The sequence below is a fragment of the Kutzneria sp. 744 genome (assembly GCF_000568255.1).
GTDB lineage: Bacteria > Actinomycetota > Actinomycetes > Mycobacteriales > Pseudonocardiaceae > Kutzneria.
In genome coordinates this window covers 7,159,155-7,179,274 of the sequence record NZ_KK037166.1, presented here as the reverse complement: position 1 = coordinate 7,179,274, position 20,120 = coordinate 7,159,155, and the positions used below count along the sequence as shown (strand labels likewise).

Annotated in this window: 23 protein-coding genes and 1 pseudogene; 3 read left to right on the top strand and 21 right to left on the bottom strand. The window is 69.6% G+C overall.

What is annotated here, in order from left to right; all coding sequences use genetic code 11:
- Window positions 1-198: 198 nt before the first annotated feature.
- Complete coding sequence (locus KUTG_RS33010) at window positions 199-828, top strand: hypothetical protein (protein WP_043722369.1); 630 nt, start codon at window positions 199-201, stop codon at window positions 826-828.
- A gap of 24 nt (window positions 829-852) precedes the next feature.
- Here KUTG_RS33010 and murA read toward each other — a convergent pair whose 3' ends face one another.
- Complete coding sequence (gene murA / locus KUTG_RS33005; RefSeq protein ID WP_043722367.1) at window positions 853-2,121, bottom strand: UDP-N-acetylglucosamine 1-carboxyvinyltransferase; 1,269 nt, start codon at window positions 2,119-2,121, stop codon at window positions 853-855.
- A 79-nt stretch (window positions 2,122-2,200) separates the two neighbouring features.
- On the opposite strand from murA, the gene KUTG_RS33000 reads away from it, so the two are divergent.
- Window positions 2,201-2,773 carry a cob(I)yrinic acid a,c-diamide adenosyltransferase gene (locus KUTG_RS33000; protein WP_043722364.1) on the top strand — a complete coding sequence of 191 codons (573 nt, stop codon included), beginning with the start codon at window positions 2,201-2,203 and terminating at the stop codon, window positions 2,771-2,773.
- A gap of 131 nt (window positions 2,774-2,904) precedes the next feature.
- Here KUTG_RS33000 and KUTG_RS32995 read toward each other — a convergent pair whose 3' ends face one another.
- From KUTG_RS32995 to KUTG_RS32930, 15 genes and pseudogenes are all read right to left on the bottom strand, one after another.
- The gene (locus KUTG_RS32995) at window positions 2,905-3,330 is read right to left on the bottom strand and encodes a DUF2550 domain-containing protein (RefSeq protein WP_043731451.1); all 426 of its coding nucleotides are present in this window, start codon (window positions 3,328-3,330) and stop codon (window positions 2,905-2,907) included.
- Between the two features lie 28 nt (window positions 3,331-3,358).
- Window positions 3,359-3,715, bottom strand: coding sequence for a F0F1 ATP synthase subunit epsilon (locus KUTG_RS32990; protein WP_043731449.1), 357 nt, complete (start codon window positions 3,713-3,715; stop codon window positions 3,359-3,361).
- Window positions 3,716-3,859: 144 nt separating this feature from the next.
- Window positions 3,860-5,284: a F0F1 ATP synthase subunit beta gene (gene atpD / locus KUTG_RS32985; protein ID WP_043722359.1), complete on the bottom strand. Its 1,425-nt coding sequence runs from the start codon at window positions 5,282-5,284 to the stop codon at window positions 3,860-3,862.
- Window position 5,285: 1 nt separating this feature from the next.
- Complete coding sequence (locus KUTG_RS32980) at window positions 5,286-6,176, bottom strand: F0F1 ATP synthase subunit gamma (RefSeq protein ID WP_043722356.1); 891 nt, start codon at window positions 6,174-6,176, stop codon at window positions 5,286-5,288.
- Between the two features lie 8 nt (window positions 6,177-6,184).
- Window positions 6,185-7,825, bottom strand: coding sequence for a F0F1 ATP synthase subunit alpha (gene atpA, locus KUTG_RS32975; RefSeq protein WP_043722353.1), 1,641 nt, complete (start codon window positions 7,823-7,825; stop codon window positions 6,185-6,187).
- Between the two features lie 49 nt (window positions 7,826-7,874).
- Window positions 7,875-8,693: pseudogene (locus KUTG_RS32970) on the bottom strand (F0F1 ATP synthase subunit delta).
- Window positions 8,693-9,229: a F0F1 ATP synthase subunit B gene (atpF, locus tag KUTG_RS32965; RefSeq protein ID WP_052395683.1), complete on the bottom strand. Its 537-nt coding sequence runs from the start codon at window positions 9,227-9,229 to the stop codon at window positions 8,693-8,695. Before atpF ends, KUTG_RS32970 begins: the two are co-directional and overlap by 1 nt.
- On the bottom strand, window positions 9,229-9,750 hold the full coding sequence (locus KUTG_RS32960) for a F0F1 ATP synthase subunit B (protein WP_043722351.1): 522 nt from the start codon (window positions 9,748-9,750) through the stop codon (window positions 9,229-9,231). The genes atpF and KUTG_RS32960 overlap by 1 nt, the downstream gene beginning before the upstream one ends.
- Window positions 9,751-9,755: 5 nt before the next feature.
- A complete protein-coding gene (locus KUTG_RS32955; protein ID WP_043722349.1) occupies window positions 9,756-10,013 on the bottom strand; it encodes a F0F1 ATP synthase subunit C in 258 nt (85 codons plus the stop codon).
- A 76-nt stretch (window positions 10,014-10,089) separates the two neighbouring features.
- Window positions 10,090-10,833, bottom strand: a complete 744-nt coding sequence (gene atpB / locus KUTG_RS32950; RefSeq protein ID WP_043722348.1) for a F0F1 ATP synthase subunit A — start codon at window positions 10,831-10,833, stop codon at window positions 10,090-10,092.
- Complete coding sequence (locus KUTG_RS32945) at window positions 10,830-11,243, bottom strand: ATP synthase subunit I (protein WP_052395682.1); 414 nt, start codon at window positions 11,241-11,243, stop codon at window positions 10,830-10,832. The genes atpB and KUTG_RS32945 overlap by 4 nt, the downstream gene beginning before the upstream one ends.
- A gap of 17 nt (window positions 11,244-11,260) precedes the next feature.
- The gene (locus KUTG_RS56850) at window positions 11,261-11,428 is read right to left on the bottom strand and encodes an AtpZ/AtpI family protein (protein ID WP_157495658.1); all 168 of its coding nucleotides are present in this window, start codon (window positions 11,426-11,428) and stop codon (window positions 11,261-11,263) included.
- Between the two features lie 388 nt (window positions 11,429-11,816).
- On the bottom strand, window positions 11,817-12,995 hold the full coding sequence (locus KUTG_RS32940; RefSeq protein WP_084580051.1) for a glycosyltransferase family 4 protein: 1,179 nt from the start codon (window positions 12,993-12,995) through the stop codon (window positions 11,817-11,819).
- A 97-nt stretch (window positions 12,996-13,092) separates the two neighbouring features.
- The gene (locus tag KUTG_RS32935) at window positions 13,093-13,743 is read right to left on the bottom strand and encodes an L-threonylcarbamoyladenylate synthase (RefSeq protein ID WP_043722345.1); all 651 of its coding nucleotides are present in this window, start codon (window positions 13,741-13,743) and stop codon (window positions 13,093-13,095) included.
- A 251-nt stretch (window positions 13,744-13,994) separates the two neighbouring features.
- On the bottom strand, window positions 13,995-14,798 hold the full coding sequence (locus KUTG_RS32930; protein WP_043722343.1) for a tetratricopeptide repeat protein: 804 nt from the start codon (window positions 14,796-14,798) through the stop codon (window positions 13,995-13,997).
- 58 nt (window positions 14,799-14,856) lie between these two features.
- Here KUTG_RS32930 and KUTG_RS32925 point away from each other — a divergent pair, with 58 nt between their 5' ends.
- Window positions 14,857-15,453 (top strand): hypothetical protein, encoded by a 597-nt coding sequence (locus KUTG_RS32925; RefSeq protein WP_043722340.1) that lies wholly within the window; start codon window positions 14,857-14,859, stop codon window positions 15,451-15,453.
- Here KUTG_RS32925 and prmC read toward each other — a convergent pair.
- The 5 genes from prmC to KUTG_RS32905 all read right to left on the bottom strand — a co-directional run bounded on the left by prmC (window position 15,434) and on the right by KUTG_RS32905 (window position 19,645).
- Window positions 15,434-16,309, bottom strand: a complete 876-nt coding sequence (gene prmC / locus KUTG_RS32920; protein ID WP_043722337.1) for a peptide chain release factor N(5)-glutamine methyltransferase — start codon at window positions 16,307-16,309, stop codon at window positions 15,434-15,436. The genes KUTG_RS32925 and prmC overlap by 20 nt on opposite strands.
- Entirely contained in the window at window positions 16,302-17,387 is a 1,086-nt protein-coding gene (gene prfA / locus KUTG_RS32915) for a peptide chain release factor 1 (RefSeq protein WP_043722336.1), read from the bottom strand. The genes prmC and prfA overlap by 8 nt, the downstream gene beginning before the upstream one ends.
- Before the next feature lie 14 nt (window positions 17,388-17,401).
- Complete coding sequence (locus KUTG_RS32910; RefSeq protein WP_043722334.1) at window positions 17,402-18,040, bottom strand: response regulator; 639 nt, start codon at window positions 18,038-18,040, stop codon at window positions 17,402-17,404.
- Window positions 18,037-18,186, bottom strand: a complete 150-nt coding sequence (locus KUTG_RS59225; RefSeq protein WP_157494909.1) for a hypothetical protein — start codon at window positions 18,184-18,186, stop codon at window positions 18,037-18,039. Before KUTG_RS59225 ends, KUTG_RS32910 begins: the two co-directional genes overlap by 4 nt.
- 205 nt (window positions 18,187-18,391) lie before the next feature.
- Complete coding sequence (locus KUTG_RS32905; protein ID WP_157494908.1) at window positions 18,392-19,645, bottom strand: histidine kinase; 1,254 nt, start codon at window positions 19,643-19,645, stop codon at window positions 18,392-18,394.
- Window positions 19,646-20,120: the final 475 nt, after the last annotated feature.

The following is a 20,120-nucleotide window of genomic DNA, read 5'->3' as shown; positions in this document are numbered from 1 at the left end:
GGTCACGATCGGTCGGGTACGGCACGGCCCACCTCCGGTCACGGCGTCGTGTCGACCCAGCGTACTGGTGAGTAACATCGTTTACCCGGTGGACTTCCTCACACGATCGATGAAGATGGTCACGCCGGCCGTGCAACCGAAACCGGTCACAGCGGGCGCGACAACCGGGCCGAAAACCACGGCGTCTCCCCTCACGTAATGATCATCGATCCGAGGGGGATCACCGTGTTTGTCCGCACTGCCGCCACCGTCGCCGCCGCGTTCGCCCTGCTCACCGTGCCCGCCGCGATGGCGTCGGCCGCGCCGGCCGGCCAGCCGACCTGGGACCAGCTCTACGCCCAGCAGACGCTCAACCGCGAGCACACCGCCGCCGTGTTCCCGAAGCTGGTTCCGGGCGCCCACGACGTCGACCTGTCCGACTTCGGCAACGACCGGGTCAGCCAGTTCGGCGGCCAGAGCTACCTGGGCGGCCAGGTCTGGTTCAGCGACGACAACGGCGGCGAGAACGTCTACATCCAGGTCTCCGGCCCGACCACGATCAGCACGCTCCAGCAGGGCTGCGACAAGGTGACCCGGTGCAGCCAGGTGCACGAGACCAACGGCTCGCACACGTACGTCCTGGAATACGACGAGCAGACCGCCGGCGGCACCGCCACCACCAGGTTCGTGGAGAACCTGCGCGCCGACGGCACGCTCGTCCTGGTGCAGGACCACAACTACCTGCCGTCGCGAGACGGCGGCGAGCCCGTGGGCGCGCTCCACAAGACCTTCCCGCTGACCGTGAACCAGCAGCTGGCCCTGGCCCGTGACAAGGCGTACCAGATCTGACCCGGCAGCCGTCGGCGTCGGGGCTTACTGCTCCGACGCCGCGGCCACCCGCTGCACGTTGCCGCCGAGGCGCTGCATGTTCTCCACGAACTGCGGGTAGCCGCGGTCGATGTGGAAGACGTCCCACACGTCGGTGACGCCGTCGGCGCACAGCGCGCCCAGCACCAGGCCCACGCCGGCGCGGATGTCCGAGGCCCACACCGGGGCGGCCGACAGCCGCTCCAGGCCGCGCACGACGGCGTGGTGGCCGTCGGTGCGGGCGTCCGCGCCCATGCGGACCATCTCCTCGATGAACCGGAACCGGGACTCGAACAGGTTCTCGGTGATCATCGAGGTGCCGTCGGCCACCGCGGCCATGGCGATGGCGAAGGGCTGGAGGTCGGTGGCGAAGCCCGGGTAGGGCAGGGTCACGAAGTCGACCGCCTTGGGCCGCTGGCCCATCACCACGCGGAAGCCGTTGTCGACCAGCGAGACGTCCGCGCCGGCCATGCGCAGCTTCTCCAGCACGAGGTCGAGGTGGTGCGGGTCGACGCCGCGTACGGTGATGTCGCCCCGGGTGACGGCGGCGGCGAACCCCCAGGTGGCGCCGACGATCCGGTCGCCGATGACCCGGTGCTCGGTCGGCTCCAGCTTGGTCACGCCGTGCACGGTCAGCGTCGAGGTGCCGGCGCCCTCGATCTTGGCCCCCATCTGCACCAGCATCGTGCAGAGGTCGATCATCTCCGGCTCGCGGGCGGCGTTGTCGATCACCGTGGTGCCGTTGGCCAGCACCGCCGCCATGAGGATGTTCTCGGTGGCTCCCACGCTCGGGAAGTCCAGCCAGATCTGGGCGCCGCGCAGGTCCTCGGCCTCGGCCACCACGTTGCCGTGCTCGATGGTGCTGGACGCGCCGAGCTGGCGCAGGCCGCTCTGGTGCATGTCCAGCGGCCGCTGGCCGATCGCGTCGCCGCCGGGCAGCGCCACCACCGCGCGCTTGCAGCGGCCCACCAGGGGCCCCAGGACGCACACGGAGGCCCGCAGCTTGCCCACCGACGGGGAGGTGGCCTCGTGGTTGAGCTGGGCCGGCGTGGTGATGGTGACGGTCGCGCCGTCCACCACGACCTCACAGCCCAGGTCCCGCAGCACGTCCGCCATCAGCGGCACGTCGAGGATCTCCGGGCAGTTGGTGAGCGTGGTCGTGCCCTCGGCCAGCAGGGCCGCGGCCATCAGCTTCAACACGCTGTTCTTGGCGCCGACGACGTCGACCGTGCCGACCAGCCGTGCCCCGCCCTGGACCCTGAAGTGCTCGCTCAACCTGTATCTCCTAGCGTCTTCGACCCGGCGAGAGCCGCCGACCATCGTACGGAAACGCGAAAGGGCCTAGGGTCCGGGTATGTCCGTGCACCTGACCCGCATCTACACCCGTGTCGGCGACGACGGCACCACCGCGCTCGGTGACTTCAGCCGCGTGCCGAAGACCTCGCCCCGGCTGGCCGCCTACGCCGATGTCGACGAGACCAACGCGGCCATCGGGGTGGCCATCGCACTCGGTCAGTTGTCCGAGGAGCTCCCCGGGTTGCTCCGCAAGATCCAGAATGACCTTTTCGACGTCGGAGCCGACCTCTGCACGCCCATCGTGCCCGATCCGCCGTACCCGCTGCAGCGCATCACGCAGTCGTACGTGGACCGGCTGGAGGGCTGGTGCGACCACTACAACGCCGACCTGCCCAAGCTGGACTCGTTCATCCTCAACGGCGGCACGCCCGGGGCGGCGCTGCTGCACCAGGCCCGCACCGTCACCCGGCGGGCCGAGCGGGCCACCTGGGCCCTGCTGGAGGACGAGCCGGAGGCGACCAACATCCTGGCCGCCAAGTACCTCAACCGCCTGTCCGACCTGCTCTTCATCCTCGCCCGCTACGCCAACCCCGACGGCGACGTGCTGTGGGTGCGAGGCGAGAACGCCTGACGGGCCTAGGTAAACCCCCGCGAGTCACGCTCTCAGGCAGCGCGAGTTACGCCCTCGGGACGTTGTGCGCGTGGTTGCGTCGCGCGGCGGTGTCCCGAGGACGTAACTCTCAAGCCTGAGAACGTGACTCGCTAGCTGGCCCAGGGGATGGCGCTGCCGGGTGGGCTGGACTCCAGCCAGGACAGGAAGCCGGTCATGGCGTCTATGCCCATGGCTATCTCTATGGTGCCGTCGGGGCCGTGGCAGCTGATCACCATGGAGCCCAGGGGCATCGAGTAGGTCTCCGGGCCGGTGGGCTCGCGGCGGGCGTCGATCTCCAGGCCGTCGCGGCGGATCACCTTGTCCGGGCCGCCGCGCACCGACAACACCCGGTACCAGACGAACTCGTCACCGCGATAGCGGCCGACACCCAGCTGCCATCCCCGGCCGCTGTCGTCCTTGCGGCCCCGCAGGGCCACGTGCACACCGCCGGCGCGCAACAGCCGCAGCCGGCGCCAGGCCAGCAGGCCCAGCCCCCCGGCCGTGACGACGAGGACCACTGCCACGATCCAAGTCATGTCCACGGCCCCGCCCCGTCAGCCCGGCTCAGACCGTCTGGCCTGCGGCGCGCAGCTGGGCGGCTGCTCTGGTCCGCTCCGACTCGTCGTCGCTGTCCAGTCCCGCTCGGGCCGCGTTGACGTCGATCTCGTCGGCCAGCTCCGCGGACTCGGCCAGAATGCTCACGCCGCGGTCGCTGATCGAGATGAAGCCACCGTGCACGGCGGCGCGCACTACCTCGCCCTCCGTGGTGCGGATCTCCACGGCGTGGCCGTCGACCAGCTGGCCCAGCAGCGGAATGTGGCGAGGCAGGATGCCGATCTCGCCCTCGATCGTCCGCGCGAGCACCATCGTGGCCTGGCCCGACCACAGACGACGCTCAACGGCGACCAACTCGACGGACATCTCGGCCACGTTCATCTCCTTCGTCGACCTCGAGGACCGATTCTACTGGTTACAGAATGCGTACGGGCCGCGCCTTCTCAGCGACCGCACGGGGAGCGCGGCGGGGGCGCCGGTCTCGCAACCCGACACCCCCGCCGCGGAAACTCACTTACCCGTGAGCTCCTTGTACTTCTTCTCCAGGTCCTCGAGGCCGCCGCACATGAAGAACGCCTGCTCGGGGTAGTGGTCGAAGTCGCCCTTGGCGATCCGGTCGAACGCCTCGATGCTCTCCTTGAGCGGCACGGTCGAGCCGGGCTGACCGGTGAACTGCTCGGCGGAGTACATGTTCTGCGACAGGAAGCGCTCGATGCGCCGGGCCCGCTGCACCGTCACCTTGTCCTCTTCCGACAGCTCGTCGATGCCGAGGATGGCGATGATGTCCTGCAGGTCCTTGTACTTCTGCAGCAACCGGACGACCTCGCGGGCGACGCGGTAGTGCTCCTCGCCGACGATGGCCGGGTTGAGGATGGTCGAGGTGGACACGAGCGGGTCCACCGCGGGGAAGATGCCCTTGGAGAACACCACACGCGAGAGCTCGGTGGTGGCGTCCAGGTGGGCGAAGGTGGTGGCCGGCGCCGGGTCGGTGTAGTCGTCGGCGGGCACGTAGATCGCCTGCATCGAGGTGATCGACCGGCCACGGGTCGAGGTGATGCGCTCCTGGAGCTCGCCCATCTCGTCGGCCAGCGTGGGCTGGTAACCCACGGCGGACGGCATGCGGCCGAGCAGCGTGGAGACCTCGGAGCCGGCCTGGGTGAACCGGAAGATGTTGTCGATGAACAGCAGCACGTCCTGGTTCTGCACATCGCGGAAGTACTCCGCCATGGTCAGCGCGGACAGGGCGACGCGCAGACGCGTGCCCGGCGGCTCGTCCATCTGGCCGAAGACCAGGGCGGTGTCGTTGATGACGCCGTCCTCGGTCATCTCCAGGATGAGGTCGTTGCCCTCACGGGTGCGCTCGCCGACACCGGCGAACACCGAGGTGCCACCGAAGTTCCGGGCGACACGGATGATCATCTCCTTGATGAGCACCGTCTTGCCCACGCCGGCGCCGCCGAACAGGCCGATCTTGCCGCCCTGCACGTACGGGGTGAGCAGGTCGATCACCTTGAGGCCGGTCTCCAGCATCTCGGTGCGGCCTTCGAGCTTGTCGAACGCCGGCGCCTTGCGGTGGATGCCCCAGTGCTCGGCGTCGTCCGCGTAGCCGGGCTGGTCGAGGCACTGGCCCAGCGCGTTGAAGATGTGGCCCTTGACGACGTCGCCGACCGGCACCGAGATCGGCTTGCCCAGGTCGGTCACGGCGTGGCCGCGGACCAGACCGTCGGTGGGCTGCATCGAGATGGTGCGGACCAGGTTGTCACCCAGGTGCTGGGCGACCTCCAGGGTCAGCAGGCGGTTGATGCCGGCGGTGTCGACCTGCACGGTCAGGGCGTTGAAGAGCTCGGGGACGGCGCCGCGGGGGAACTCGACGTCCACGACGGCGCCGAGGACGCGCGCGATGCGCCCGGTCGAGCTGGCGGTAGCGGTAGTCATCTCACTCATCACTTCCTGCGTCCGCCAGGGCGTTGGCGCCACCGACGATCTCGCTGATCTCCTGGGTGATCTGGGCCTGGCGGGCCGCGTTGGCCTGGCGGCTGTAGTCGCGGAGCAGGTCGTTCGCGTTGTCCGTGGCCGCCTTCATGGCCCGCTGGCGCGACGCCAGCTCGGACGCCGCCGCGTCCAACAGCGCCGAGAACAGGCGCGTGTTGATGTACTTCGGCAGCAACGCGCCGAGCAGCTGCTCGGCCTCCGGCTCGAACTCGTACGAGGTGCGCGACGTGGTCGGCTCCTCGTTGTACTCGACCTCGAGCGGCGCGACCTGCTTGGCCACCGGGGTCTGCGTCAGCATCGACTTGAACTCGGTGTACACCACGTGCACCTCGTCCACGCCCTCCTCGGACATGAACGACTCGACCAGCGCCTGGCCGGCCTCGGCCGCCGCGGCGTAGGTCGGCTGGTCGGACACGCCGTACCAGGACCCGGTCAACTCCCGGTTGCGGAAGTTGTAGTACGTCATGCCCTTGCGGCCGATCACGTACAGCACCGGCGTCTTGCCCTGCTCGCGCAGCAGCGACTGCAGTTCCTCGGCCCGCTTGAGCACCGAGGAGTTGTAGGCGCCGCACATGCCCTTGTCACTGGTCACCACGAGCACCGCGGCCCGCTTCGGCTCCGGCCGGGCCACCAGCAGCGGGTGGTCGAGCGTGGAGGCGGTGGCGAGTTCGGTCAGCGCGCGGGTGATCTCCTCGGCGTACGGCCGCGCCGCGGCCATCCGCTGCTGCGCCTTGGGCAGGCGCGAGGTGGCGATCAGCTCGTAGGCACGAGTGATCTTCTGGGTGGACTTGACCGCCTTGATCTTCTGCCGAAGGATCCGAATCTCAGCTGGCATGGGTCACGTCACTTCTTCGGCGCGGGCCGGTTGACGGTAACGGACTCGTGGCCGACCTCGTCCGCGTCCATGGCGTCCGCCGGGTGCTCGACGACCGAGGAGCCGTCGGAGGCGGTGAAGCCCTTCTTGAACGTGGCGATCGCCTTCACCAGGCGCTCCTCGTTGTCCGAGGAGAGGTCCCTGGTGTCGCGGATCTCGGAGAGGATGCCGGCCTCGTTGTGCCGCAGGTGCTCGAGGAAGTCGGCCTCGAAGCGGCGGACGTCCTCGATCGGCACCGAGTCCAGGTGGCCGCGGGTGCCGAGGAAGATCGACGCGACCTGCTCCTCGACCGGGAACGGGCTGTAGGCGGGCTGCTTGAGCAGCTCGTACAGCCGCGCGCCGCGGGCCAGCTGGGCCTTGGACACGTCGTCCAGGTCGGAGGCGAAGGCGGCGAACGCCTCCAGCTCCCGGTACTGGGACAGGTCCAGCCGCAGCGAGCCGGCCACCTTGCGCATGGCCTTGATCTGGGCCGAACCGCCGACCCGGGAGACCGACACACCGACGTTGACCGCCGGGCGCTGACCCTGGTTGAACAGGTCGGACTCCAGGAAGCACTGGCCGTCGGTGATCGAGATGACGTTGGTCGGGATGTAGGCCGAGATGTCGTTGGCCTTCGTCTCGATGATCGGCAGACCGGTCATCGAGCCCGCGCCCAGCTCGTCGGACAGCTTCGCGCAGCGCTCCAGCAGGCGGGAGTGCAAGTAGAAGACGTCGCCCGGGTAGGCCTCGCGGCCCGGCGGACGGCGCAGCAGCAGCGAGATGGCCCGGTAGGCCTCGGCCTGCTTGGTCAGGTCGTCGAACACGATCAGGACGTGCTTGCCCTGGTACATCCAGTGCTGGCCGATGGCCGAGCCGGTGTACGGGGCCAGCCACTTGAAGCCGGCCGGGTCGGACGCCGGGGCGGCGACGATGGTGGTGTACTCCAGCGCGCCCGCGTCCTCCAGCGCCGTCTTCACGGCGGCGATGGTGGAGCCCTTCTGGCCGATGGCGACGTACACGCAGCGAACCTGCTGCTTGGGGTCGCCCGACTCCCAGGCCTGCTTCTGGTTGATGATCGTGTCGATGCAGACCGTGGTCTTGCCGGTCTTGCGGTCGCCGATGATCAGCTGGCGCTGGCCGCGGCCGATCGGCGTCTGCGAGTCGATCGACTTGATGCCGGTCTGCAGCGGCTCCTTGACGGGCTGGCGCTCCATCACGGTCGCGGCCTGCAGTTCGAGCACGCGCTCGTCGTCGGCGACGATGTCGCCGAGGCCGTCGATCGGCTGGCCTAGCGGGTTCACCACGCGGCCGAGGAAGCCGTCGCCGACCGGCACCGAGAGAACCTTGCCGGTCCGCTTGACCTCCTGACCCTCCTCGATCGACTCGTAGCCGCCGAGGATGACCGTGCCGATCTCGCGCACGTCCAGGTTGAGCGCGACACCGAGGACGCCGCCCGGGAACTCCAGCAGCTCGTTGGTCACAGCGGAAGGCAGGCCCTCGACAAAGGCGATGCCATCACCCGTCGCGGTGACGGTGCCGACCTCTTCCCGGTTGACGTCCGGGGAGTAGCTGGAGACGTAGTTCTCGATCGCACTGCGGATCTCGTCCGACGAGATCGTCAGCTCCGCCATGTCGTTCCTGCTCTCACTTCGCTCTGGGCATCTAACGTTTGGAGCCGACTCAGCCGGCCAGATTGCGTCGCAGCAGGTCGAGCTGGCCGGCGACGCTGCCGTCGATGACCTCGTCCCCGACCCTGACCACCAGTCCGCCGCGCACCGTCGGATCGATCTCGACGTGCGGCATCACCTGGCGGCCGTAGATCCGCTGCAGTGCGGTCGCCAACCGGTCCACCTGCGCGGCGGTCAGCTCGACCGCCGACCGCACGTAGGCGACGGAGCGCTCGCGGCGCCGGGCGGCGACCGCGGTGAGCTCCTCGAGGCCGGCGACGATGTCGCGGCCGCGCGGCGTGGTCACCAGCTGGCGCACCAGGATTTCGGTGACCGGCTCGACCTTGCCGGCCAGCAGTGTGTCGACGAGCGCGGCCTTACCGGCCGAGCTGCCGCCGCTGCCGCCGAGGACCTGCGCCAGCGCCATCTGGCCGGCGATGATCCGGCCCAGCCGGAACAGCTCGTCCTCGACCGCGTCCAGCCGGTCGCCGCGCTCGGCACGCACCAGCAACGCGGTGCGGGCCAGCGACTCCAGGCCGTCCAACAGCTCGCGGGCGCTGGACCAGCGGGCCGTGACGGCCGCCGACAGCACCTTGAGCGCGCCCTCGCCGACCTTGCTGGCCAGCAGGCCGCGGACCAGGCCCTCACGGGCCGCCGGCTCGGACGCGGGGTCCGAGACGGCGCGGCGCAGCGCAGTGCTCGTCGATCAGCAGCCGGACGACCGCGACAGCTCCTCGCCCAGCGCCACCAGGCCCTGGTCGTCGGCGCCGTCGATGACGTCCAGCAGCCGCAGCTCGGCCGCCGCGAGCGCCTCACGACTTGCGGCGTGCATCAGCTCTCTCCCTTGCTCGCGACCAGCGACCGCTCGGCCGCCTCGTCACGGGCGGACATCGCGTCCAGCTCGTCCAGGAACCGGTCGACGGTGGCGCTGCGGGCGCCCGCGTCGGCCAGGTGCTCCCCGACCAGGCGGTCGGCCACCTCGACCGAACGCTGACCGAGGTAGGCGTGCAGCTCGCGCATGAGGTGCTGGCGGCGGTTGGCGAGTTCTTCCTCGCCGCGCACCCGGATGCGCTCGACCTCGCGGTCGGCCTGAACGCGCATCTCCTCGACGATCCGCTGCGCGTCGGCCCGCGCGTTGTCGCGGATCTTCGCCGCCTCCTGGCGGGCCTCGACCACCGCGTCGGCGTACTTCGCCTCGGCGACGGCCAGCCGCTTCTCGGTCTGCTCGGCCCGCTCGATCTGGGCCTTGATGGTCTCCTGCTGAGCCCGCATCGCCTTGCGCGCCGGCGGCACGATGTACCGCACGACGAAGAAGATGATGATCGCGAACGCGACGAGCTCAGCGATGTACGCGAGAACCTCGTCCATCAGCTGTTCCCCTCCAGCTCGCCGAGAATCCGGTCGACGTTGGCGTTGCCGCGCGTCGCGGGGGCGAGTTCGCCGCCGACGACCCGACCGGCCAACGACGTGGACAGCTCACCGACGTGGGTCCGCAACTCGGCGAGGACCTGAGCGCGCTGCGCGGCCAACTGCTCGTCGCCCCGCTGCACGATCTGGTCGGCCTCGGCCTGCGCCCGCTGCCGCATGTCGTCCAGGATGCGCTGGCCCTCGGCCCGCGCGTCGTCCCGGATCGACGCGGACTCGGCACGGGCCTCGGCCAACGCCTCGTTGTACTTCACCTGGGCCTGCTCGAAGCGCTCGGCAGCCGCACGCGACTGCTCCGCCTCCTTGCGGACCATGTCCTCGCGGTCCTTCAGCGCCTTCTGCACCGGCGGCAGCACGAAGCGCCAAATGACCAGCAGGACGATGGCGAAGATGACGAGCTCGCCGATGAAGGTGCCGTTGGGAATGAGGAAGTTGTCCCCAGCCGCGAGAACCTTGTCATGCATGGAGATCAGGCCCCCGGCTGGGAGAACACGATGAGGGCCATGAACGCCAGGTTGATGAAGTACGCGGCCTCGACCAGACCCACGGTGATGAAGAACGGGAGGAACAGGCGGCCCTGGGCCTCCGGCTGGCGGGCAACACCGGCGATGAACTGGCTACCAGCGATACCGTCACCGATACCGGCGCCGATCGCGCCACCACCGAGGATGAGACCGCCACCGATGTAGGCGCCAGCGGTGATGATGGCGCTGTTGAGGTCAGCCATGACTCTCCTAATCGAATATTTCTTTGATGCCTGTGGTGAATGTCGTACTAAGCCAAGCAGAGAGCTGTCGGGGGGATCAGTGGTGGTCCTCCTCCAGCTCCATGGACTGACTGAAGTAGAGAATAGTCAGCAGGGCGAAGATGAATGCCTGGATGAGTCCGACGAACAGGTCGAAGAGCTTCCAGACCACGTTGGGCGCCCACAGGATGTACGCCGGGAACATGCCCATGATCAGGGACACCATGATGGTGCCGCCGAAGACGTTGCCGAAAAGTCGCAGCGAGAGCGAGATCGGCTTGGACAGCTCCTCGACGAGGTTCAACGGGGCGAGCGCGCTGACGTGACCCTTGGCCAGCTGCACCAGGTGCTTGCCGGCGCCGCGGCGCCGGGCGCCGGCGACGTGGTACCAGACGAAGACCAGCAGCGCGAGGGCGTAGGTGAAGTTGGTGTCCGACGCCGGCGGCGGGATGATGTCGTGCCCGCCGATCTGCACCGGCAGCACGGCCAGCCAGTTGGCGATCAGGATGTACAGGAACAGCGCCATCGACAGCGGCAGCACGAAGGGCGCGACCTTCAGCCCGATCAGGTTCTCGACCTGTGTGCGCGCGGCGCCGGTGACGGTCTCGAAGAACAGCTGCACACCACCGGGCACGCCGGAGGTGATCTTCGCCCGCAACACGAACGCGAGCACGATCAGCACCGCGGCGGCGACCGCGCTGGCCAGCAACGTGTCCCCGTTGAACGTCATGCCGAACAGCTCGAAGCGGAACAGGTGCTGTCCGACCTCGATCTGCGACGCGGCCAGATTCTGCGTCGTCATTGCTGGCGAAGCCCCTTCACTGCCGATGCCGAGGTACTGGCGATCATGATGAGCTGGAAGACCGCGAGGCCGAGGAAGATCCCGATGCCGTCCGGCCGCACCAGGAAGTAGATCCCGATGGCGATCGCGGTGATGATGGCGAGCCGGCCCAACGCGGAGAAGGCCAGCGCCTTCTTGTTCGGGTTCTCGGTGACCGTCACCTTGCCGACGGAACGCTGGACAAGGCGGGTGTTGAGCAGGCCGAGCGCGAGGCCGACGACGCCGAAGACACCCATCAGGATGTGGCCCAGCAGGCCCGACGCGACGAGCGCCAGCACCGCCATCGCGGCCGCCATCAACAGCGGACGCTTCAGATCGATGATCCGCTGGACGTGGATGGGAGTGGGCGACGCAGCTTCCCCGGCTGACATGCTTTTCCCCTCGAACCTCATTGTTTCAGGAACTTGCGGAGCTTGGCGTAGGCGAATACCCAGGCACTGACCATGCCGACGGCCAAGCCGATGAACACGAACAGCGGAACGGTGTGAAGGACGGAATCCAGCCACCATCCGAGTCCGACCCCGCCGACGACAAGACCCACGACACCGGAGCCCATTCCGATCAGGCTCCACATGCTCGGCCGTCCGGCTTCCGGTCGGCCGTCACTGGGCTCGTTGGCGGACATGACAGGACGGCTGTCGCTATCCGGCAGAGCGCGCGGAGAGATGACGTGCAGTCAAGGGCAGCTCCTCGTCGTAGCGGCGCCGTCCGAGCTTTGTGTCGGCCGTGACCTCGGAGTTCCGGGCGGTCACTGGGTCGGCAGGTCCCCGTCGTTCGGAGACACGGCGAACGCTACCACAGCGTACGGACGCCACTGCCACGGGCCCTAAGAGACGGGCTCGTGGTGCGTCCAGCGAGTCTGCAACCCCAAGGACTATACGCGCGAGGGCAAGCTCGGGTTCGTTAATTCCCCCGCCAGTATTGACAATTCGCCCGATATGGACCTAGTTGCCGCGTGCGGCGGCGCGGGCCGCCTTGAACCGCGGCACCGCGGAGACCCCGAGCGCGAGCAGCAGACCAGCGGCGACGCCGAAGATCACCACCTCGACCGGGGCGAAGGCCAGCGCCACCGCGCCGAAGGCGATCAGCCCGGCCCACAGGTAGATCAGCAGCACCGCGCGGCGCTGCGAGTGGCCGATCTCCAGGAAACGGTGGTGCAGGTGCATCTTGTCGGCGCTGCCGATGCTCAGGCCCTTACGGGTGCGCCGGATGATGGCCATGATCAGGTCCAGCAGCGGCACGAACAGCACGGCCGCCACCACGATCAGCGGGGTCAGCAGCGCGATCAGGTCGCGCGGGTCGGCCACCGAGTAGTTCAGGTCGCCGGCCTGCGAGGTGCTGGCCGCGGCCAGCATCAGGCCGATCAGCATGGAGCCCGAGTCGCCCATGAATATCTTGGCCGGGTTGAAGTTGTGCGGCAGGAAGCCCAGACAGGCGCCGGCCAGCGCGGCCGAGATGAGCGCCGGCGGGTACAGGTGCGCGTCGCCGTTGCGCTGGCTGAGCAGGCCGAGCGAGAAGGCGCAGGTGGCCGCCGCGGCGATGAAGCCGATGCCGGCGGCAAGGCCGTCCAGGCCGTCGACGAAGTTCATCGCGTTGATCATCGTGACGGTCAGCAGCATGGTCAGCAGCGCGCCCTGGCTGGGGCCGAGCACCAGCACCGAGCCGTAGCTGCCGTTCAACCCGTCCCACGGCACCCAGAACGCCAGCCACTGCACGCCGAACAGCACCAGCACACCGGCCGCGGTCACCTGGCCGGACAGCTTGGTCAGCGAGTCCAGCTCGAAGCGGTCGTCGATGGCGCCGACCAGCGTGATGAGCAGGCCGGCCAGCACCACACCCCACGGCGCCAGCGAATACGTGTAGGCGACGCGCAGCACCGGCAGCTGGTGCGCCAGCAGCATCGCCGCCAGCACACCCGCGTACATCGCCATGCCGCCCAGCTTCGGGATCGGCGTGACGTGGACGTCGCGGGCGCGCGGTGCGTGCGCGGCGCCGACACGGATCGCGATGACGCGAACGAGCCCGGTGAGCAGGAACGTCACCGCCGCGGCGGTGAGCCCGACGAGGAGGTACTCCCGGACGGGCAGCAGGCCGGCGGCCGGGGTCTGCAGCAGGTTGCCCACGGCGTGCTGTCGCTCCTTGTTTGCTCGCGGCGAAAGGAAAAGAGACGACTACAACGCTACCGCCATCCGGGTCGCCCCCGGTCCGGGGGCTAGTTGATCACGCGGTGGTGACGACGTCCTCGCCGAGCACCTCGTTCAGCTCCGCCACCGTGACCGCGCCTTCGCGCAGCACCAGCGGCTTCGCGCCGGTGAGGTCCAGGATCGTCGAGGCGACGCCCTTGTCCGCCACGCCGCCGTCCAGGTACACCGCCACCGAGTCGGCCAGCTGCGCCTGCGCGTCCGCCGCCGTCGTCGCCGGCGCGTGGCCGCTGCGGTTGGCGCTGGACACCGCCATCGGGCCCACCTCGCGCAGCAGCTCGATCGCCACCGGGTGCAGCGGCATGCGCAGCATCACCGTGCCGCGGGTCTCGCCCAGGTCCCAGTTCAGCGAGGGGGCGTGGTTGAGCACGAGCGACAGGCCGCCCGGCCAGAACGCCTCGATCAGCTGCCGGGCCTGGGTCGGGACGGAGAAGACCAGGCCGTCGATCGTCTGCCAGGAGCCGACCAGCACCGGGATCGGCATGTCCGGCCCCCGCCCCTTGGCCTCCAGCAGCGACCGCACCGCCGCCGCGTCGAACGCGTCGCAGCCGATGCCGTACAGCGTGTCCGTGGGCAGCACCACCAGACGGCCCGAGCGGACCGCGCCGGCCGCCGCCGCCAGTCCCGCCTCGCGGCTGTCCTGCCGGGAACAGTCATAAACAGTGCTCACGGTCGAGGATCGTCGCAGAGTCGTTGCCGCCCCCGTCCCGCACCCCCACCCCGACGCCACATGTGCGCCACATTCGACTCCCAGCGCCACATGCGGTCCACATGTGGGCCGGCGGCGCCACATGTGCGCCACATTCGACTCCCAGCGGCACATGTGCGCCACATGTGACAAAAGTGGGGGTGCCCCATCAACAGAGGAGGCGGTGGGGGTGCCTCATCCATGGGGAGGCGGTGGGGGTGTCCGCGATGGGGTCAGCGGCTCAGGGCGCGGAGTTGCCAGCGTTGGCGGCGGTACTGGTACACGGCGTAGAAGACGGCGGCGGCGCCGATGAGCAGGCCGGCCAGCACCAGGGGCCAGCTGTCGAGCAGGCCGCCGGTGATGATGGGGGCCACGCCGAAGACCCCGGCGACGCCGCCGAGGAAGCCGGCGTTGCGGGGGGCGGTCCAGATCCACTCGCGGCCGGACCGGGTCTCGTCCAGCAGGGCCCGGGCGGCGGACAGCAGCTCGGGGTCGTCGGTGCCGGAGAGGGCTACCCGCTGAGCCAGGTCCTCGCACTGCTCCAGCTGCTTGGCGTCGCCGATGAGCAGGCGGCCGTCGCCGGTCTCGGTCCGCACCTCGACGGTGCGGGCCAGCAGGGCCACGGCCAGGTAGTAGCCGATGACGGGATCGCCCTTGCGGGTGCGGGCCAGCACGTCCAGCTCGGCGACGGCGGTCTCGCCCTGGCCGGTGGCCGCGCGGACCAGGGCCAGCCCGAGCACGGCGAGAATGGACAGGGGGGCTACGACCAGGGCCCGCTGGAACTGGGCTTCGGCGGCGGCCCACTGCCGACGGGCCACGTGGACGTCACCGAGGGCGACGTAGTCGTTGCCGTCGCCGCGGACCCGGCACGCCTCCTCGAACAGCGGCTGGGCCCGCTGGAGGTCGCCGGTCTCCAGGGCCAGCCAGCCCTGCGCGAACGGATCTTCCGGACGCGACGAACGCAGCCCCGCCGGCACCAGCCGCCACTTGGTGGAGATGTCCTTCCACTCCCGGCCGGCCTGCCACTCGTTGCCCATCCGCGGCCCTCGCTCAGTAGGCTTTGCTCGGCTCGCATTCTTCCGGACGGGGAGGGCCGTGCGCACTCCACTACAGCTGGCGCTGGTCGCGGCGGTCGGCTACCTGGTCGCGGGCGGCCTGATCGGCGTGACGCTGCTGGCCGCGCACGGCAGCACCGCGGTCGCCGGCACGCCGGCCGCCGCCCCGGTCCCGTCGACCACCGCCCCGGCCGGCCCGCCGGCGGGGTTTCAGCAGGTCAGCGGCCCATCGGGGCTGGTCACGGTGATCCCCGACGGGTGGACGGTCAGCCCCATCCGCAACGGTTTCCAGGCCGACGACCCCCAGCACGGCGGGGCCAGCGGCCGCTTCGTGCGCTACCAGGGCGTGGCCGGCGAGGCCGACCTCTACACCTGGCTGACCGCCTACGAGAAGCAGTCGTGGTCCACCCAACCGGGTTACCAGCGGGTCCAGATGAGCCAGCAGAAGCTCCAGGACAGCCCGGCCGTGCTGTGGGAGTTCACCTACGCCCTCAACGGCCAGCCGCGGCACGTGAAGATCCTGTACTGGAACGCCAAGGGCACCCAGTACGACGTCTACGCCTCGGCCCCGGCGGCCACCTGGGCGCAGACGTCGCCCCTGTTCGACAAGATGGTCGCTAGCTCCGCCGTGCGGTAGCGAACCGGGGCGTGCCCGGCAGATCCAGGTGGTCCACCACGTCGGTCAGCACGCGCCGCTGGGCCAGCAGGGCCGGCACGGATTCGCCCTGGGTGTCGTCGTGCTCGATGGCCACGCCGCCGCCGGGCTTCAAGAGCCGGGCGGCCAGCGCCACGACGTGCCGGATGACGTCGAGACCGTCACCGCCGGAGAACACGGCCTGCACAGGATCGTGGTCGGCGACCTCCGGCGGCACCGCGGTTCCCATTGGCACGTAAGGGGGATTGCACAGCACGAGGTCGACCGCACCGTCCAGTTCGGACAGTACGCCGGGCGTGGTCACGTCGGCGGCGTGCAGCCGGATCGGAGTGTCGCCGGCGGCGACCTGTTTGTCGGCGTTGCGACGGGCCCAGGCCAGCGCCGAGCGGTCCATCTCCACCGCGTGCACGACGGCGTCGGGCCGGGAATGCGCCACGGCCAAAGCCAAAGCGGCCGATCCGGTGCACAGGTCGATCACCACCGGGTTGGACTTTCCTTGCAGCGCAGCCAATCCCCATTCCCACAGCAACTCGGTCTCCGGCCGCGGGATGAACACGCCCGGCCCGACGTCCACTGTGATCGGTCCCAGCGGGGCCCAACCCAGCAGGTGCTGCAAGGGAATCCGCTTGGCCCGCTGGTGCACGAGCTTGCCGATGCCGTCGATCACCTGCGGGTCGACCAGCGGCACCAGCGGCAGCTTCATCCGCTCCACGCCGACCACGTGGGCGGCGATCTCCTCGGCGTCCCAGCGCGCGCTGTCGATGCCGGCCGCGGACAGGATGCGCTCCGCGTCGAGAATGGCCAGCCGCAGGGGCTGGCGGTGGCGCACGTCAGCCATTGCTGCCCACTGAGGCCAGCCGCTCGGCCCGGTCGGCCACGGCCAGCGCGTCCAGCAGCGGGTCAAGCTCGCCGGCGAGCACCAGGTCCAGGTTGTGCGCCTTGTAGTTGATGCGGTGGTCGGAGATCCGGTTCTCCGGGTAGTTGTACGTCCGGATCCGCTCCGAGCGGTCCACCGTGCGGACCTGGCTGCGACGGTTGGCCGACGCGTCCTGCTGGGCCTTCTCCTCGGCCAGCGCCTGCAGCCGGGACATCAATACCTCCATGGCCCGGGCCTTGTTCTGCAGCTGCGACCGCTCGTTCTGGCAGGACACCACGATGCCGGTCGGGATGTGGGTGATGCGGACCGCCGAGTCGGTGGTGTTGACGCTCTGGCCGCCGTGCCCGGACGAGCGGAACACGTCCACCCGCAGGTCCTTCTCGTCGATCTCGATCTCGACGTCCTCGACCTCCGGGTACACCAGCACGCCGGCCGCCGAGGTGTGGATGCGGCCCTGCGACTCGGTCACCGGCACGCGCTGCACGCGGTGCACGCCGCCCTCGAACTTCAGCCGCGACCACACGCCGTCGAGGTCGTTGGCCTTCGACTTGATCACGAGCGTGGCGTCCTTGTAGCCGCCCAGGTCCGAGTCGGTGGTGTCGAGCATCTCGGCCTTCCAGCCGTGCCGCTCGGCGTAGCGCAGGTACATGCGCACCAGCTCGGAGGCGAACAGCGCGGACTCCTCGCCGCCCTCCCCCGACTTGACCTCCATCACGACGTCGGAGCCGTCGTGCGGGTCGCGGGGCAGCAGCAGCTCGGTCAGCCGGTTCTCCAGCTGCGGGATCCGCTCGCGCAGCTCCTCGGCCTCGGCGGCGAACGTCGAGTCCTCGCCCGCCAGCTCCTCGGCCGCGCTGATGTCGTTGCGCACCTGCTCCAGCTCGCGGATGGTGCGCACCACCGGCGTCAGCTCGGAGTAACGACGTCCGAGCTTGCGTGCCGTCGCCTGATCGGCGTGCACCGAGGGGTCGGCGAGCCGCACCTCCAGCTCGACGTACTCGGTCAGCAGCGCCTCAAGGGCCTCAGGGACGGGTCTGGTCACACTCCCTAGTCTGCCTAACGACCGGAGCTGCCACCCGATCGGGCCAGCGCGACGGCCTCCAGCTGCGAGCCGACCTCCAGCTTGGCCAGGATCGACCGGATCTGGCTGCGCACCGTGGCCACCGACACGACGAACTCCTCGGCCACCTTGGCGGCGCGCTGACCTGCGGCAAGACGGTCGAGGACCTCGCGCTCGCGGGCCGTCAGCCGGTCGAGCAGGCGGGTCCGGTCGTGGTCGCCGCGGTTGAGTTCGTGCAGCTCGCGGCGTTCCTGATCGGTCAGCATCGAGCGGCCGTTGACCGCGGCCGCCGCGGCCTGGACGAGCTGCTCGAACGGCGCGGCCTTGGACACCCAGCCGATCGCGCCGGCCACCACCGCGGCGGCGATGCGGTTGCGGCTGGACGACCCGGTCACCACCAGCACCTTCCAGCCCGCGGCCCGCAGCGGCATCACCAGGTCGGCGCCGTCGACGTCGAGGCCGAGGTCCATGTCCAGCAGCGCGAGGCCGGGCTCGCCGGTCTCCGCCTCGGCGATGATCGCCGCCTCGGAGGTCACCGGGCACCGTCGGGCCGGAATGCCCTGTCCCCGCAACGCCAACACCAGTGAGGTGGCCACGATCGCGTGATCGTCGATCACCAGGACGGGTGGCTTCACGGGCGGCCCGCAGGCACGGCCAGCGCCGCGACGGTGCCGTGGCCGTCGTCGGCGGGCCGCAGGGACAGCGATCCGCCGGACGCGCCGACGAGCTGCTGGCTCAGGTGCAGCCCGAGCCCGCTGCCGCCGCGGGCCTCGTCGTGCACGCCGCGCCGGAACAGCCTGCCGCGGACCTCCGGAGCGAGGCCGCTACTTGGCTCGACCGTTCCCCGCTTAAGCTTATAAGGGTCACCCGTCCAGGCAACAACGCACCTCCCTAAAACCCTAGCAATCCTGCTTTATAGGCTTATTATACCACTCCAAGCACGTACAACGGGCGGCCGAGTCGACTCCTTGTAATCCTCGCTAGCGTTAACTCTTGGATCTCCACACGTGAACAGTGGGGGTCTGAGAACCATGAAGCTCTTCAAATGGCCAAGTGTCGTTATGGTGCACGTCAACATTGCAGCTCAGTGCGGCACAGGCAAACAAGCTCGACGTGCACGCTCCGGCCGTTGGCCCGGCCTTGACCTGCACCTTCGCCCCGGGCGCGTGCCGCTCGCAGTTGGCCAGCAGGTTGGTCACGACCTGGGCGAACGCGTCGGCCGGCATGGTCGTGCGCAGGCCGGGCTCGATGTCCAGCTCGACGTCGAGGCCGTTGGTCCGGCGCAGCGTCACGATCCGCGTGAGCACGGGATCGACGGCGCAGCCGGCCGGCTCGGCCCGCTGGTCGAGCAGGTTGCGCAGGCGGCCGATCTCCTCGCGGACGGCCTCGCTGAGCAGCTCCCGGTCGTCCTTGCCGGCGTGGCTGAGCACGTGGGTCATGCCGTCCAGCCCGGCCAGCACGTTGTGCAGCTCGTGGTCCAGCTCGGCGATGCGGTCCACCCGCAGCTGCGAGGTCTGGAACCGCTCGCGCAGCCGGCGGGCCAGCGCCGCGCACATGATGACCGCGCCGCAGACCCGCAGGCTGGCGCCACCGAGGCCCATGTTGCCGGTCTCGCGCATGATCTGCGCGATCGCCACCACCACCATGCCGGCGCCGATGCCGTAGGCCATGGGGACGCGGTTGCGGATGCCGTACGCGATGTAGGTCAGCGTGACCGCGCTCCAGGCCACGATGAGGAACCGGCCCAGCACGCCGGTGGTCGCGAGGTCGTCGAGCGCCGGGGTGGAGTCGATCACCAGGGCCACGGCCACGCTCAGCACCACGCCGAGCAGGCCGCCCCGCCAGCCGGTGGTCAGCCCCGGCTGGCCCGGCGTCAGGGCGAAGGCCATCAGCACGAGGAAGAAGAAGCCGCCGGTGGTGCGCAGCAACGCCATCAGGTGCTGGGCGTCGACGCTGGTGAAGGCGATGACGGTGGCCGGGAGGGCAACCAGGGCGTAGACCGTTACGGCGGCGGCCAGTCCGGCGATACCTCTCCTGTCGTCCATGCCCGCCAGGAAATAGGCCATCACGACACCGCACGCGGTGACACCGGCCACGGCGATGACCAGCATGAGCTGGCCGGCCTGGTCCGGAATCAGCGTGCGGGCCGGAGACAGGTTGACACCGATCGTCGCGAGCACGACGACCACCACCGGGATGCGGACCGCCGGTATTCGTGTCAACCAAGCCTGCCCTGTCATGCGCAGCCCCCTGCCCACAACGTCGACGCGGTCGTGGGAGATCGACCGCTTGATGATGCTTCAACCAACCGGCCTATCGACCGGGCGGCCGGACGCGTTATCTGGTATCCGGGTACGAATGTCGGCAACCGAGACATCATGCATCCCGTGAGCCGGTTACCGGCCGGTCGGCGGATACCCAATTTTGACGATGAGCCGGACGGGGCGCCGGGTGCAGTCTTGTGGAGTCAACTTCGCCGGGGTCCGGGAGAGCCCCCGACGGGGCGATGCGAGACCGTGGCGGCGTCGGTAGCCCCCAGCCGGCGCCGTCCCGGCGTATCCAGCACCACGCACCAAACACATTCCCAGCTCGAACGCGCCCGAGTCCAGGCGGGTAGGGCCCGGGCACACCCACATCCGGGCCATGTCTTCACGCGAGAGGGCCCCGCAGCCTCTGGCTACGGGGCCCTCTAGACGTTGTCACCCACGCTTGCGC

Coding starts and splice junctions, on each gene's coding strand:
- KUTG_RS33010 (WP_043722369.1), top strand. CDS start 199: ATGATCATCGATCCGAGGGGGATCACCGTGTTTGTCCGCACTGCCGCC.
- KUTG_RS33000 (WP_043722364.1), top strand. CDS start 2,201: ATGTCCGTGCACCTGACCCGCATCTACACCCGTGTCGGCGACGACGGC.
- KUTG_RS32995 (WP_043731451.1), bottom strand. CDS start 3,330: ATGACTTGGATCGTGGCAGTGGTCCTCGTCGTCACGGCCGGGGGGCTG.
- KUTG_RS32990 (WP_043731449.1), bottom strand. CDS start 3,715: ATGTCCGTCGAGTTGGTCGCCGTTGAGCGTCGTCTGTGGTCGGGCCAG.
- atpD (WP_043722359.1), bottom strand. CDS start 5,284: ATGACTACCGCTACCGCCAGCTCGACCGGGCGCATCGCGCGCGTCCTC.
- KUTG_RS32980 (WP_043722356.1), bottom strand. CDS start 6,176: ATGCCAGCTGAGATTCGGATCCTTCGGCAGAAGATCAAGGCGGTCAAG.
- atpA (WP_043722353.1), bottom strand. CDS start 7,825: ATGGCGGAGCTGACGATCTCGTCGGACGAGATCCGCAGTGCGATCGAG.
- atpF (WP_052395683.1), bottom strand. CDS start 9,229: ATGGACGAGGTTCTCGCGTACATCGCTGAGCTCGTCGCGTTCGCGATC.
- KUTG_RS32960 (WP_043722351.1), bottom strand. CDS start 9,750: ATGCATGACAAGGTTCTCGCGGCTGGGGACAACTTCCTCATTCCCAAC.
- KUTG_RS32955 (WP_043722349.1), bottom strand. CDS start 10,013: ATGGCTGACCTCAACAGCGCCATCATCACCGCTGGCGCCTACATCGGT.
- atpB (WP_043722348.1), bottom strand. CDS start 10,833: ATGACGACGCAGAATCTGGCCGCGTCGCAGATCGAGGTCGGACAGCAC.
- KUTG_RS32945 (WP_052395682.1), bottom strand. CDS start 11,243: ATGTCAGCCGGGGAAGCTGCGTCGCCCACTCCCATCCACGTCCAGCGG.
- KUTG_RS56850 (WP_157495658.1), bottom strand. CDS start 11,428: ATGGGCTCCGGTGTCGTGGGTCTTGTCGTCGGCGGGGTCGGACTCGGA.
- KUTG_RS32930 (WP_043722343.1), bottom strand. CDS start 14,798: ATGGGCAACGAGTGGCAGGCCGGCCGGGAGTGGAAGGACATCTCCACC.
- prmC (WP_043722337.1), bottom strand. CDS start 16,309: ATGGCTGACGTGCGCCACCGCCAGCCCCTGCGGCTGGCCATTCTCGAC.
- KUTG_RS32905 (WP_157494908.1), bottom strand. CDS start 19,645: ATGACAGGGCAGGCTTGGTTGACACGAATACCGGCGGTCCGCATCCCG.